The organism is Bacillus sp. MT94, from assembly GCF_058792475.1.
Genome location: NZ_JBXAEZ010000002.1, coordinates 801,313 through 815,758, shown reverse-complemented (window position 1 = coordinate 815,758; position 14,446 = coordinate 801,313). Strand labels below are relative to the sequence as shown.

Genomic DNA, 14,446 nt, shown 5'->3' with positions numbered 1-14,446 from the left:
TCAAAAGGGAGAGTCGTTCCATTGAACAGGTATACAAAAATTATTGTTGCTATGTTTTTAATGATATTTACATTCGTATCAACATTACAACCACTTGCAGTTCAAGCAGCTACCAAGTTGGCTGACGGTGAATATTCAATTGGCTTCAAAGTTTTAAAAGATACATCAGATGAAGAATCGATGATGAATCAATATTCAGTAAGCCCGGGAACTTTAAAAGTGAAGGATGGGAAAAAGAAAGTATCCTTTACATTAACGAATAGTTCATGGATTACGAAGTTTGAAACAGAAAAAGCAGGTAAGCTAGTTGCGACAAATGTAATTAGTGAAGATAAAGAAAAAGACACAAGAGTAGTAGAATTTGATGTAGAAGATGTAGAGAAGGTATTAAATGCAAAAGTAAAAGTAGATATTGATTTTTTAAATTATCATCATGAGTACGACGTTCGTATTGCATTTGATCAAAATAGCATTACACCAATTCATGTAGAAAAACCAAATGAAAAAGAGGACCCAGCTAATAAGCCAGATCCAAATGAAACTACCGATCCAGGTCAGAAGCCCGACCAAAAGCTTGACCCAGATCAACAACCAAATTCTAACACAATTACAGATGGTGCGTACAGCATTCCATTTAAAGTATTAAAAGATCAAACAGATGAAGAATCTAAGATGAATACTTACATGGTAAATCCAGGAGTATTAAAAGTAGAAAACGGTAAGAAAAAAGCAATTGTAACACTAAAAAGTAGCTCATTAATTAAAAATTTCCAAACGGAAAAAGATGGCGCATTTGTTGATGCAAAAGTAGTGAGTGAGGATAAGGAAAAAGATACAAGAGTAGTAGAGTTTGAAGTAAACGATTTATCTAAAAAACTAAATACAAAAGTATTTATCGAAATGGCATCAAGAAATTATAAGCAAACGCATGATGTACAACTTTTATTTGAACAAGATAAACTTGAACAAATTAAAAATGAAGAGAAACAACCAGAAGTAGAAAAACCGGAAGTAGAAAAACCAGAAGTAGAAAAACCGGAAGTAGAAAAACCAGAAGTAGAAAAACCGGAAGTAGAAAAACCAGAAGCAGAAAAACCAGAAGTAGAAAAACCGGAAGCAGAAAAACCAGATGAAAATAAAAAACCAGATGCTGAAACAATTAAAGATGGTGAATACAGCATCAATTTTAAAGCATTAAAAGATCAAACAGACGAAATTTCAATGATGAACACATATACAAAAAGTCCAGGTGTGCTAAAAGTAAAAGATGGTAAGAAGTATGTATCATTTACGTTAACGAACAGTTCTTGGATTACAAAATTTGAATTTGAGAAAAATGGTTCGTTTGTTGATGCGAAAGTAATAAGTGAAGATAAAAAAGCTGATACACGCGTAGTGGAAGTAGAAGTACCAGATTTATCGAAAAAGTTAAATGCAAAAGTAAAAGTAGATATCGATTCAATGAATTATCACCATTTTTACGATATTCAATTTGCATTTGATAAAGGTAGCATTAAGCCGTTAGATAACCAAGGAGGAAACGACAACCAAGGCGGAAATAACAACCAAGGAGGAAACGACAACCAAGGCGGAAATAACAACCAAGGAGGAAACGACAACCAAGATAATAACACAACAATTGATCCAAAAGCTCTTAAAGATGGTGAATACAGCATTGGCTTTAAAGTGTTAAAAGATCAAACAGATGAAATCTCAATGATGAACACATACACAAAAAGCCCAGGTGTATTAAAAGTAAAAGATGGTAAGAAATACGTATCGTTTACATTAACAAATAGTACATGGATTACGAAATTTGAATTTGAGAAGAATGGTTCTTTCGTTAATGCAAAAGTGTTAAGTGAAAATAAAGAACAAAATACAAGAGTAGTAGAAGTAGAAGTAAACGATTTGTCTAAAAAATTAAATGCAAAAGTAAAAGTAGATATTGATTCAATGAATTATCACCATTTCTACGATGTTCAATTTGTATTTGATCAAGACAGTATTAAAGCTTTAGGGAACCAAGGAGGAAACGACAACCAAGGCGGGAATGACAACCAAGGTGGAAATGACAACCAAGGCGGGAATGGAAACCAAGGTGGAAATGACAACCAAGGTGGAAATAATAACCCGAAAGTAATAGTTGATCCGAAAAATTTAGTAGATGGCCAATATGATATTACATTTAAAGTATTAAAAGATAAAACAGATGAGATTTCAAAGATGAATGACTATGTTGTAAATCCAGCGAAATTAATCGTAAAAGATGGTAAAAAATACATTGAGATGACGCTGAAAAATAGTGCGTGGATTACGAAATTCCAAACGGAAAACAAGGAACTATTCGCTGATGCGAAAGTAGTAAGCGAAGATAAAAATGCAAATACGCGAGTAGTACAGTTTGAAGTAGAAGATCTATTTAAAAAATTAAACGCAAAAGTAAAGGTAGATATCGATGAGATGAACTACCATCATTTCTACGATGTACAAATTCAATTTGATACAAATAATATCGGCGCGTTAGGAACTATTAAAGAGGAACCGAAAAATGAACCGAAAAATCCAGTGACTACACCGAAAGTAGATAATGTAAAAACAGTAGGTACTCCTGATTTTAACCGAAATGCAGATGATCAGAAGAAAAAAGAAGATACAAAAAATGATTCAAAAAAAGAGAAAAACTCAAAAACTGCAGATACAGCACAACTTGGTTTATACATGGTGTTACTGCTAGGTTCACTTGCTTTACTAGTTCGTAAATATAGAGCAGGTAGATTGTAATTTTTGGAGTCTTGATGCATGTTCGCGTGCATCAAGACTTGTTTCATATTGTATGGAAGGGAGTGGTGATTGAGAGTGAAGAAAATCGTAAGTGTACTAATGGCTATCATTTTGTTAATGAGTATAGCCGGGTGCTCATCACCAAAAAAAGAAACAGCAAAGCAGGTAAAGAGTGAGAGTAAAGAGCGCGTTGTTGCAACAACAGTGGCTGTTACTGAAATTATGGATGCGTTAGAAGTAGATTTAGTCGGCGTTCCAACAAGTTCTAAAACTTTACCGAAGCGATATAAAGGTTTACCTGAAGTTGGGAATCCAATGAGTCCAGATATGGAAAAGGTAAAGTCATTAAAGCCTTCAGAAGTGTTATCTGTGACAACACTTGAATATGAATTAAAGCCAGTTATTGATGGTGTGGGTATGAAAGCAAACTTTTTAGATTTAACGAGTTTAAAAAATATGCAAAGTTCTATTAGCGATTTAGGTAAGAAATATGGACGTGAAAAGCAGGCTGAAGCAGTAGTAACTAAGTTAGATAAAAAGGTTGCTAGCATTCAAAAGGAAGTAAAAGGAAAGAAAGAACCGACAGTGCTTATATTATTAGGTGTGCCGGGCAGTTATTTAGTAGCAACAGAGCATTCTTATATTGGAGATTTAGTGAAACAACTAGGTGGTAAAAATATTGTACAAGGTGAACAAGTAGAATATTTAGCTTCTAATACAGAGTATTTAAAGAAAGCTGATCCAGATATTATTTTACGAGCAGCTCATGGTATGCCTGATGAAGTTGTAAAAATGTTTGATAAAGAATTTAAAACAAATGACATTTGGAAACACTTTGCTGCGGTTAAAAATAACCGTGTTTACGATTTAGAAGAGCGTTTATTTGGAACGACAGGCAATTTAGCAGCAATTGAAGCGTTAGATGAATTGAAAAAAATGATGTATCCGTGATGCATTTTAATATAAAGGAAGAGCAGAATGAATAAAAAAACTTGGAGTTTCCTCATTGTTACTGCATTGCTCATTGTTATGACATCATTGTCAGCGATGAAAGGGAGTTTAGAAGTAGGTATTGTTGAACTTGTGCAAGGGATATTTACAGGTGGGAATGAAGATGTTGAAGTCATTAAAGATTTACGTTTCCCGCGTATTATTATTGCGCTGTTCACTGGAGCGGCTCTTGCTGTTTCAGGGGTGCTTTTTCAAGCTGTTATGAAGAATCCACTCGCTGATGCTGGGGTAATCGGTATATCTTCAGGAGCTAGTTTTATGACACTCGTTATTATTACATTGTTCCCGCAATTCTTTTTCTGGACACCCGTATTCGCCTTTTTAGGTGGTGCGTTTGCGTGTTATCTCGTTTATTCGTTTTCATGGAAGTCAGGGTTAAGCCCGCTTCGCATTATTTTAATTGGTATTGCCATTAATGCGATGTTTACTGGATTAAATGAATCATTCGTTACGATTTGTGGGTATTTTATTAAGAGTATTAAGCAAACGACGACTTCTAACATAACAATGAAGACGTGGGGCGATGTAGAAATAATGGTGACTTATGGAACGATTGGTCTTATTCTTGCTCTGTTCGTAGGAGCTTGGTGTAACTTATTATCGCTACAAGATAAGACTGCGAAAAACTTAGGCTTGCACGTGACGAGAGTTCGTCTTATTATTTCTGCCATTGCAGTACTCTTAGCGGCAGTATCAACAGCGATTGCAGGTGTTATTGCTTTTGTAGGATTACTAGTTCCGCATATTTCAAGACAATTAGTCGGTTCAGACCATAAAGTATTAATTCCATTTTCTGCTCTTGCAGGCGCGTTATTAATTTTGACGGCGGATACGATTGGAAGGTTAATTGTGCCACCTAACGAAATTCCAGCAGCAACAATTATGGCGGTTATTGGTGGTCCATTCTTAATATTCTTGCTTAGAAAGAGTGATAAAGTTCATGGAAATTAAAAATGTAACCTTTTCATACGATAACGTAACAAATCGTTTAAAGTCTGTTAGTAGTGAAATAGAAATTGGGAAAATTACAACAATCATCGGCCCGAATGGATGCGGGAAATCAACATTACTTAGTGTCATGTCTAGAAATCACGTTCCTAGCAGTGGAGAAGTAATACTTGATGGGAAAGCGATTAGTGAATATAAACCGAAAGAGTTTGCTAGAAAGCTAGCAGTTGTCCATCAACAAAATGAGGCTCCAGCAGATATTACAGTGGAAAAGCTAATAAGCTTTGGGCGTATGCCATATAAAAATATTTTCTCTCCGCAAACAGATGAAGATAGAGAAGCGATAGAGCGCGCACTAGTATGTACGAATTTACAAAGTAAGCGTGATAAGCCAATCTATGCTTTATCTGGTGGAGAGAGGCAGCGAGTTTGGATCGCAATGACATTAGCTCAAAATACACCAATGCTTTTCTTAGATGAACCGACAACATATTTAGATATTTACTATCAGCTAGAAATATTAGAGTTAGTGAAAGAGTTAAATGAAGTGTATGGGCTAACGATTGTAATGGTATTACATGATATTAATCAAGCCATTCGTTATAGCGACCATATTATCGTTATGAAAGATGGAGAGATCATTACGAAAGGTAATCCTAATGATGTAATAACAGAAGAAATGGTTAAAGCAATATATGGTGTAGATGTCATTGTAAAGCAGGATGAAGATACCGGATTGTACATGGTACCTATGGGAATCTAAAGGCTGAGCATAATCCGTTTTGAGGTGATAATTTGAATAGCAAGAAAGGACGGAAAAAGAATTCTTTTTTTCAACGCATACTTACAATTGCGTTTTTAGGAATCTTTTTCTATTCAATGTATGAGTTGGGCGGGATTTTCATGGATTATTATGAAAATCGTAAAGTAATGGCTGAGGCACAACATATTTATAAAAGAAGTCCAATGGAAGAAAAATCGGAAGACGGAGAGGTACGTAAACAGTTTCAGGATCTCCAGAAAATTAATCCAGAGATAGTCGGATGGATTACGATGGATAATACACAAATTAATTATCCAATCGTTCAAGCAAAAGATAATGAGTACTATTTATTTCGTAATTATAAAGGTGAAGATATGAGAGCGGGCAGCATTTTTATGGACCATCGTAATGATGTGAAATCTCGAAATCGCAATACGATTTTATATGGTCATCGTATGAAAGACGGTTCTATGTTTGGTAGTTTAAAAAAGATGTTGGACGAAGACTTTTTCATGTCCCATCGTAAATTATATTACGATACATTATTTGAAGGATACGACGTTGAAGTTTTTTCAGTATACACGACAACAACGGACTTTTATTACATTGAAACGGATTTTGAAAATGATGCAGCATATACATCGTTCTTAAAGGAAATTCAAGAAAAATCACTGTACAAAACGGATACGGAATTGACGGCTAATGATGAAATTGTAACACTTTCTACTTGTGACTATGCGCTTGATCCAGAGGCTGGAAGGCTAGTTGTACACGCAAAATTAGTAAAAAGAAATTAAAGAAAAAAGTATAGAATATGAGAAGTGATAGATAACGCTTCTCATATTCTATACTTTAAAAAAGAACTGTATTTACTGTGCTGCAGCCATTGGCATACGTACAACTTTTACATCATAGTAAGCAATTTTATTATCAAGAATATATTCTGGCATCCCGCCTTGATGTGAGTGAGCATCTTTAAATGCGGCGCTCTTTGTCCAACCTTGGAAATCTTCTTTTGCATTCCAGCGAGTGCTAATTGTTACTTCATCATAATCAACGGTATTTTGCGTTAAAAGAACTTCTAGACCTAAAAAGCCTGGCATCGTTTCAACTTTACCTACTTTATTAAAACGCTCAATTAATTTATGTCCATTTCCCTTTGTAATTTTAGCTGTATTTGTAACAATAATCATGTTTATTCCTCCTATAAATGTAGCTATATTTTCAAGAACTCATATACATTAAATGATAATGAAAATCATTATCAATGTCAATGGTAAATGTGAAATATATAATTTTTTTCTATTATTTTGGACAGTGAGAGTTCCATTTCAAAACGTAGTAAATATGTGGCGGTTAAGTGCGAGAATGAGCGAGTTGTACTAGCAAAGCAATAATATGGTATAGTGAAACGAGGCTGTTTTTTCAGGCTCGTTTTTTAAATGCTTCCTATAGAGAAAGCATGCAAATGGAAAGGAAGTTATTATATGCGATCAGAAGTAACTATAAAAATAAAACCGAAATTTATAAAAGAAATTAAAAGTGGATACCCACTTATTTTAAAAGATGCAATTCAAAATTTAAACGATGTTCGTGAAGAAGGGACAATCATCAAAGTAGTAGATGAGAAGAACAACTTTGTCGGAAAAGGTTATTATGGAAAACAAAATAAAGGGTACGGCTGGATTTTAACGAGAAAAGAGAGTGAACAAATTAATCAATCTTTCTTTGAAAGTAAAATCAAATCTGCCTTACATAAACGAAAACAATTTTATAAATCAAGTGATACGACAGCATTCCGTGTGGTGAATGGTGAAGGTGATGGTCTTGGCGGATTAATTATTGATTACTATGACGGCTACTACGTAGTAAGTTGGTATAGTGAAGGGATTTACACTTTCAGAGATGAGATTATAGCAGCTCTTCAAAAAGTAGCAAACTTTAAAGGCATTTATGAGAAAAAGCGTTTTGATACGAAAGGGAAATACATTGAAGGTGATGATTTCGTAGCAGGAGAGCGCGGTGAGTTCCCGCTTATCGTAAAAGAGAATGGTGTGAACTTCGCTGTATATTTAAATGACGGAGCGATGGTTGGTGTATTTTTAGATCAGCGTAACGTGCGAAAACAAATTCGTGATAAATATGCAAAGGGAAGAACAGTGTTAAATATGTTCTCTTATACAGGTGCTTTCTCTGTATTTGCAGCGCTGGGCGGAGCGAGTAAAACGACGAGTGTTGACCTTGCAAATCGTAGTTTAAGTAAAACAATTGAGCAGTTTAGTGTCAATGAAGTTGATTATGAAGCACAAGATATTATTGTAGAAGATGTATTTCTTTACTTCAAATATGCAGCGAAGAAAAAGATGAAATTTGATATGGTCGTACTTGATCCTCCAAGCTTCGCCCGATCAAAAAAATATACATTTAGTGCAGCAAAAGATTATAAAAATTTATTAAAAGAAACAATTGCTATTACAGAAAATAACGGTATTATCGTTGCTTCTACAAATTGTAGCGCATTCGATATGAAAAAGTTTAAAGGCTTTATCGATACAGCCTTTAAAGAAATGAATGGCAAATATAAAATATTAGAAGAACATTCTTTACCAGAAGATTTCCGTACCATTGATCAATTTAAAGAAGGAGACTACTTAAAAGTAGTTTTCATCGAGAAAATTAAAGGTTAATAAAGAAAAGGAGCTCGAGTTTACTTGAGCTCCTTTTCTTATTGAACGATATTTTGTACTCTACCGACTTGCCCGTCCTGCAATCGTACTTTAATGCCATGCGGATGAGAAGGGGATTTTGTTAAAATATCTTTTACAATTCCACGTGTTAATTTGCCTGTTCGTTGATCTTGTTTTAATACAATATCAACTTCAAGACCGGGCGCGATATTAGAACGTTTTTGTCCGTTCATTTACACACCTGTACGTCTACGTTGGTTGTTTGTTTTCTTCGTTTGTTGGTTTTGTAATTTTTTCGTTTCTTGGCTTTGATTTTTTGCATTTTGACCATTTCCATTTCCTTGCTTTTTCTTAGCAAGTTGTTCGCGCATTAAATCAGCTAAGCTTACTTTTTTATTCTCTGACATGATAAGTCTCCTTTATATAAAGTTAATTATGAACAATCGTAGTGAATTTCATCATATCATTGTTAAGGAAGGAAGGGAAGTTGGTTTGAAAATTCATATAATTGTTTCCAGTCTGTAGTAGTTACGATACAATTGGATTGTTAACGTTTGTAAAAAGGGGATAGACAGATGTCACATCATATTTTATTAGTTGAAGATGATATCTCAATTCAAGAGATGGTGGAAAAGTATTTAATAAAAGAGGGCTTTCAAGTAACAATTGCGTCTGATGGAGAAGAAGGTGTGAACACATATTTAAAAGGTTCATTTGATTTGATTATCCTTGACATTATGATGCCAAAGCTAGATGGCTTAGAGGTTGTACGAATCATTCGTGAAAAAAGTGCAGTTCCGATTTTAATGATGTCGGCAAAAGATACAGATGTTGATAAAGCTGTTGGATTAGGACTTGGAGCAGATGATTACATTTGTAAGCCGTTTTCTATGATTGAATTGGCTGCACGTGTAAAAGCAGGTATTCGGAGGTCTACGAAATACTCGGCTACAGAAACAATAGAAAAAATGATTCAAATTGGTGATTTAACAATTGATCCAATTAATTTTACAGTTGAAAAAAACGGGAAGCCTCTCAAACTTACTTTAAAAGAATTTGAGATTTTAAAGCTATTCGTAAAGAACCAAAATCGTGTATTTACAAAAGCGCAAATATATACGTTAGTTTGGAATGAAGAGTATTACGGTGATGATAACGTTATTAATGTTCATATGAGAAGATTGCGTGAGAAAATCGAAAGTGATCCATCTAATCCAGAATATATTAAAACGTTATGGGGCATCGGCTATAAGTTGGAAGTGATGTAATATGGTCAATTTGTTAATAGGTATTATTTTTATATTGTTATGTGTTATTTATATGCAATATAGAATGAGAAAAAATAGTAGTAAAAATTTACGATACACATATGAAAAGTTAGAAAGTATTGTAAATGACAAAACAGGCGAGACGTTACTCGTTATGACAGATGATCTAGAATTGCAAAAATTATTAGTGGCAATTAATCAATTATTAGATGCAAAACAGAAAACGAATGCAGATCATGCAAAAGTAGAAATTTCGATGAGAAAAATGCTTTCAAATATTTCGCATGACTTGAAAACACCACTAACAGTTATTCTTGGATATACAGAAATGTTAAATAAGGATAAAACGATAAATAAAGAAGAACAACAAATATTACTTGAAAAAGTGCATACGAAAACACTAGAAGTGATGGAGTTAATTCATAAGTTTTTTGACTTGGCAAAATTAGAATCTGGTGACAAAGCAATTGAAATGACAAAAGTAAATATGAATGAAGTTTGCCGCGAGAAGATTTTATCTTTTTATGATTTAGTGACGACGAAAGGTTTTCAGGTTCATATTGATGTACCAGAAAGAAATATATACGCACTTGGAAATGTAGAAGTATTAGGTAGGGTATTGAATAATTTAATATCAAATGCGATTACATATGGAGACGATGGAAAGGCACTTGGTATGACGTTAAGAGATGATGAAACGAGTGTGTATATAGACGTATGGGATAAAGGAAAAGGGATTGATGAATCTCATATTGATAAAGTATTTGAGCGTATGTACACACTTGAAGATTCAAGAAATAGATTGTACCAAGGAAGCGGTCTAGGATTAACGATTACGAAACGGCTTGTGGAAGCGATGGACGGAAAAATTCACCTTTCTAGTAAACCGTATGAAAAAACAATTTTTACAATTGTATTAACAAAGATGCAGTTTTAGCTTGTAGAGCAGTAGATTCTACAAGCTTTTTTTCAGCGTAAGGAATTTGTAAGAAACGGGTAAGAAAAAAGAGATTTCCGTTGTCTATTATAGAAATATAGAGTATTGCGAAAGGGGAAAGTAACATGACATATATATTAAAAACAAACCAGTTAACGAAAGTGTTTAAAGGGAAAGAAGTTATTTCCGGTGTTAACATGCATGTGAAAAAAGGAGAAATTTACGGTTTTTTAGGACCAAACGGTGCTGGTAAAACAACGATTATGAAAATGATTACAAATTTAATAAAACCGACGAGTGGTGATATTGAAATCTTCGGTGAGAAATTAACAGATACATCTTATGAAGTATTAAAAAGAATGGGGACAATTATTGAATACCCAATCTTTTATGATAAATTAACGGCGAAAGAAAACTTAGACCTGCATTGTGAATATATGGGCTACTACGATAAAAATGCAATTGACCATGCTTTACATTTAGTGAAACTACAAGGGATAGATAATAAAAAAGTAAAAGATTTTTCATTAGGAATGAAACAACGACTCGGTATTGCAAGGGCAATCGTGACAAAGCCAGAATTGCTCATTTTAGATGAACCAATTAACGGTTTAGATCCAATTGGTATTAAAGAGTTACGAGAATTATTTAAAATGCTCTGCAAAGAATACGGTATTACATTATTAGTTTCTAGTCATATTTTAGGTGAGATGGAACTAATGGCCGATACAATTGGTGTGATTCAAAATGGAAAACTAATAAAAGAAGTTTCAATGAAGAGTATTAACGGAAAGCAAACAGAGTACATTGAAATCACTGTTCCTGATGTGAAACGTGCAGCTTATATTTTAGAAGATAAACTTGGTATAAAAAACTACAAAATAATGAGTGGAACCATGATTCGTGTGTATGATACGTCAGCGTCTCAGCAGGCCATTTCAAAAGCACTTATTATGAACGATGTGGAAATTGAAAGTATTAATAAGAAACATAGTTCCTTAGAAGAATATTTCTTAAATGTAATGGATGGAGAAGGTATTCATGCTTAATGGACTGTGGCTGAACCTGGTAAGTGGATTTATCGTAATGCTAATAAGTGGAATTTTATATTATAGAAAACCAGAGCGGAAATGGTTGTTAATTCTACTAGTGATAGGAATGTTAAGCTTCGTTACTGCTGGAATTAGAATGTTAGCTGCATAAAGACAGTTATATAAAGAATGGAGGAGTGGTTTGTATGCTTAGATTAATGAAGCTCGAATGGAAGAAACATAAATTATCTAGTTACTTTAAAGGGGTAGCAATTTGTATTATAGCAATTTTCGCTGCAGTAAGCCTTATGGCATTGGGAATGAAAGCCGAGGAAGACATGCTCTTCTCTGACTTCACACAGAATATGGCTTTAGTAAATATTTTTATTAGGATAACATTCATTATTTTTAGTTCGGTCATTTTATCACGTTTAGTAATTGATGAGTATAAGAATAAAACGATACAACTATCATTTATGTATCCGCTTCAAAGGAAAATGCTAATGAGTGCGAAATTAACAATTGTTTTTTGTTTTTGTTTTGTGAGTACCATTATCGCGACTTTCATTATTAGTTTGCTTGTTTATTTTGTGAGTCCAATGATGGGACTGATTGAAAGACCAGCTACGATAGGTGAAATAATAGCTATCGTTCCAGGTACTATTATAAGTGCATTTATGATATCTGGTATAAGTTTAATTCCTTTGTTTTTTGGAATGAGAAAGAAATCGACACCGACAACGATTACTTCGGCAGTAATAATTGGTATGCTGATTAGTGGTAACTTTGGACCTGGAAACGGTCAAGTAAGTATGTTTGATTTTATAGCTATCCCAATCGTGCTCTGTTTATTAGGAATTTTCATTAGTTATCTATCGTTTCGTAAAATCGACAAGATCGATGTGGCGTGAAGCAAGCTTAAAACAAAAAACGAACTGGGGTATGAATGGTGAAAAAAATAATAGTAATTGCAATATTATTCATTACAATTGCTAGTGCGGTTTTTGGTTTTAAGGTGTTTCAGGGGAAAGATTTTAAGAAAGAAAAGTCTTTTGAAATCAATAATATAAAAGAAATAGAAGTAGACAATGAAAATTGGAATCTTGAATTTAAAAGTAAAGACGCTAATAAAATAGTAATTTCCGCTCAAGGTGAACAAGTAGATAAAGAGATAGATCCTGTCAAAATAGAAAATGATGAAAATAAAATTATGATTAAACAAAAACAAAAGATGAACAGATTTTTTAATGGTTTCACGTTTAGGAAGAAAAATAGTATATCTATAGCTATTCCGAAGAAAGAAATAGATAAAATTGTAGTAAATAATAAATCGGGTGATGTGAAAATAAGAGATATAGTAGTAAAAAGCATCGTGACAAAAGGAAAATCTGGAGATGGAATGATTACAGGGTTATCGGCAGAGAAGGGTGAATTTACATCCGAAAGCGGAGATTTAATGTTAAAAGATAGTTCATTACAAGAAGTAAATATAACTTCCACTACTGGAGATAATTATGTAAAAAATGTAAAAAATAAAAATATGAACATCAATTCAACATCTGGGGAAGTATTACTGAAAGATATGACAGAAGGAAAATCATTATTTGTAGAAACAGAATCAGGGGATATTGGCGTACGGTATAAAGGTGTCCCTACATCATTGAAGCTTATGGCTAAAAGTAATTCGGCTGACGTAATAGTGGATTTAAAAGGACTTAAGAAAGATAAAAATACAGACAAAATAAAAGTAGGAACGATTGGTGATGCAAAAAATGAAGCGAAGATTTTAAGTGAAACAGGAGTCATTTATATTGATTAAGTCCAAGGAGGAAGGAGGAATATCATGCTACGTCTTATGAAGTTAGAATTGAAGAAATTTAAGTTTGGATGGTATGTGAGGGGAGCAGTTATTGCAAATATTATTATACTGGCATTATTAATCTTTGTTAGTTTCATTGCACAAATAGAAGGAGATCCAGAAATAAGAGATCCGCAGATGATTTTGTTAATGGCTAGTACAGTAGTAAGAGCAACATTTATTATTTTTGGTAGTGTATTAATAGCAAGGTTAATAATTGGCGAATATAAAAATAAAACAATACTACTCATGTTTTCTTATCCCATTAACCGAAAGAAAATGATGGCTAGTAAGTTGGCTATTACAGCGATAGTAACATTTATAACAGTTATTGTATCTAACATTTTAGTAGTAGGAATCTTCTTTGGGATAGATAGTTGTTTTTCAATTCTTCCTAATTCATTCACAGTAGATCAATTGGTGCAAGAAGGAATAAAACTAGTTCCTTTAGCCATTGCAACTGCGGGGATGAGTTTAATCCCATTATATTTCGGAATGCGTAAACGTTCAGTGCCAACTACAATTGTTTCATCTCTTATCGTTGTCTCAATTGCAATGAATACCAACCCAGAGTTTCCTACAGCAACTTTACTTCCCCTTCAACTAGCACTCGCAGCAATTGGAGTTGTGATTGCGTATTACGGCATTAAAAATATAGAGAAGGAAGATATAACTGTATGATAAGAATATGTGAAAAAGAGTTGGCGTTACACCAACTCTTTTTTGTATATGTACGCTTCGTTACTACTCTGTAAATTTAGAGTGTGTGCTTAAATACTTTTGCACGTCTGGAGAAATGTTAAAGTTATTAGGACTTTTATATTCGATAGTAAACTCGCCGTCGGTACTTGTTTCAAAGGAGATTGCATAGCTATTCATTTTAGCATCGTAAGAAGTATTTTTGACTTCTGCATCTAGATTAAAATATTTTGTAATATACTCTTTTGAGTCCGTAATTGCTACTTGTTTTCCCCAAGGGGTACCATAATAGGTGAAATAAAGAGATACACTAATAACTCCAATAATAGAAGTTAGTAAAATAGTTCCCATAGCTATTTTTTTATTTTTTGTATTCAATTTGGTTACTCCTCTTCGTAATATGTATTCATTTTAACCTATCTTTTCCATAAAACAACCATTAAGAAAAAATAGTTTCACA

At 33.5% G+C, this 14,446-nt stretch carries 17 protein-coding genes; 13 read left to right on the top strand and 4 right to left on the bottom strand.

Going from position 1 to position 14,446, the window contains the following annotated elements; translation table 11 throughout:
• Positions 1-21 precede the first annotated feature (21 nt).
• The 5 genes from isdX2 to srtB all read left to right on the top strand — a co-directional run bounded on the left by isdX2 (position 22) and on the right by srtB (position 6,303).
• Positions 22-2,784: an NEAT domain-containing hemophore IsdX2 gene (isdX2, locus tag AC1Q51_RS09955; RefSeq protein WP_492331480.1), complete on the top strand. Its 2,763-nt coding sequence runs from the start codon at positions 22-24 to the stop codon at positions 2,782-2,784.
• Between the two features lie 69 nt (positions 2,785-2,853).
• Positions 2,854-3,735 carry a heme ABC transporter substrate-binding protein IsdE gene (gene isdE, locus AC1Q51_RS09950; RefSeq protein ID WP_071731436.1) on the top strand — a complete coding sequence of 294 codons (882 nt, stop codon included), beginning with the start codon at positions 2,854-2,856 and terminating at the stop codon, positions 3,733-3,735.
• Positions 3,736-3,762: 27 nt separating this feature from the next.
• Positions 3,763-4,746: a FecCD family ABC transporter permease gene (locus AC1Q51_RS09945; RefSeq protein ID WP_001036841.1), complete on the top strand. Its 984-nt coding sequence runs from the start codon at positions 3,763-3,765 to the stop codon at positions 4,744-4,746.
• On the top strand, positions 4,736-5,506 hold the full coding sequence (locus AC1Q51_RS09940; RefSeq protein ID WP_000403765.1) for an ABC transporter ATP-binding protein: 771 nt from the start codon (positions 4,736-4,738) through the stop codon (positions 5,504-5,506). The genes AC1Q51_RS09945 and AC1Q51_RS09940 overlap by 11 nt, the downstream gene beginning before the upstream one ends.
• Positions 5,507-5,538: 32 nt before the next feature.
• On the top strand, positions 5,539-6,303 hold the full coding sequence (srtB, locus tag AC1Q51_RS09935) for a class B sortase (protein WP_492331479.1): 765 nt from the start codon (positions 5,539-5,541) through the stop codon (positions 6,301-6,303).
• A 72-nt stretch (positions 6,304-6,375) separates the two neighbouring features.
• On the opposite strand, the gene isdG is transcribed toward srtB, so the two are convergent.
• Positions 6,376-6,699, bottom strand: a complete 324-nt coding sequence (gene isdG / locus AC1Q51_RS09930) for a heme oxygenase (protein ID WP_000587818.1) — start codon at positions 6,697-6,699, stop codon at positions 6,376-6,378.
• Positions 6,700-6,993: 294 nt separating this feature from the next.
• Here isdG and AC1Q51_RS09925 point away from each other — a divergent pair, with 294 nt between their 5' ends.
• Positions 6,994-8,193, top strand: coding sequence for a class I SAM-dependent rRNA methyltransferase (locus AC1Q51_RS09925; protein WP_053563583.1), 1,200 nt, complete (start codon positions 6,994-6,996; stop codon positions 8,191-8,193).
• A gap of 38 nt (positions 8,194-8,231) precedes the next feature.
• Here the strand turns inward: AC1Q51_RS09925 and AC1Q51_RS09920 are convergent, their stop codons facing one another.
• Positions 8,232-8,426 carry a YwbE family protein gene (locus AC1Q51_RS09920; RefSeq protein ID WP_001014307.1) on the bottom strand — a complete coding sequence of 65 codons (195 nt, stop codon included), beginning with the start codon at positions 8,424-8,426 and terminating at the stop codon, positions 8,232-8,234.
• Complete coding sequence (locus AC1Q51_RS09915; RefSeq protein WP_001293578.1) at positions 8,427-8,600, bottom strand: hypothetical protein; 174 nt, start codon at positions 8,598-8,600, stop codon at positions 8,427-8,429.
• A 168-nt stretch (positions 8,601-8,768) separates the two neighbouring features.
• Between AC1Q51_RS09915 and AC1Q51_RS09910 the strand changes: the two genes are divergently transcribed.
• The 7 genes from AC1Q51_RS09910 (at position 8,769) to AC1Q51_RS09880 (ending at position 13,968) form a co-directional block, all read left to right on the top strand.
• Entirely contained in the window at positions 8,769-9,461 is a 693-nt protein-coding gene (locus AC1Q51_RS09910; protein ID WP_000018029.1) for a response regulator transcription factor, read from the top strand.
• A gap of 1 nt (position 9,462) precedes the next feature.
• A complete protein-coding gene (locus tag AC1Q51_RS09905) occupies positions 9,463-10,398 on the top strand; it encodes a HAMP domain-containing histidine kinase (RefSeq protein WP_000247678.1) in 936 nt (311 codons plus the stop codon).
• Positions 10,399-10,523: 125 nt separating this feature from the next.
• Complete coding sequence (locus AC1Q51_RS09900; RefSeq protein WP_000221065.1) at positions 10,524-11,447, top strand: ABC transporter ATP-binding protein; 924 nt, start codon at positions 10,524-10,526, stop codon at positions 11,445-11,447.
• A complete protein-coding gene (locus tag AC1Q51_RS09895; RefSeq protein ID WP_000931814.1) occupies positions 11,440-11,601 on the top strand; it encodes a hypothetical protein in 162 nt (53 codons plus the stop codon). The genes AC1Q51_RS09900 and AC1Q51_RS09895 overlap by 8 nt, the downstream gene beginning before the upstream one ends.
• Positions 11,602-11,635: 34 nt before the next feature.
• Positions 11,636-12,340, top strand: a complete 705-nt coding sequence (locus AC1Q51_RS09890; protein ID WP_000945209.1) for an ABC transporter permease — start codon at positions 11,636-11,638, stop codon at positions 12,338-12,340.
• A gap of 35 nt (positions 12,341-12,375) precedes the next feature.
• Complete coding sequence (locus tag AC1Q51_RS09885; RefSeq protein WP_141533149.1) at positions 12,376-13,248, top strand: DUF4097 family beta strand repeat-containing protein; 873 nt, start codon at positions 12,376-12,378, stop codon at positions 13,246-13,248.
• Between the two features lie 24 nt (positions 13,249-13,272).
• Positions 13,273-13,968: an ABC transporter permease gene (locus tag AC1Q51_RS09880; protein WP_000945180.1), complete on the top strand. Its 696-nt coding sequence runs from the start codon at positions 13,273-13,275 to the stop codon at positions 13,966-13,968.
• A 63-nt stretch (positions 13,969-14,031) separates the two neighbouring features.
• On the opposite strand, the gene AC1Q51_RS09875 is transcribed toward AC1Q51_RS09880, so the two are convergent.
• Complete coding sequence (locus AC1Q51_RS09875; RefSeq protein WP_097924998.1) at positions 14,032-14,364, bottom strand: YfjL-like protein; 333 nt, start codon at positions 14,362-14,364, stop codon at positions 14,032-14,034.
• Positions 14,365-14,446: the final 82 nt, after the last annotated feature.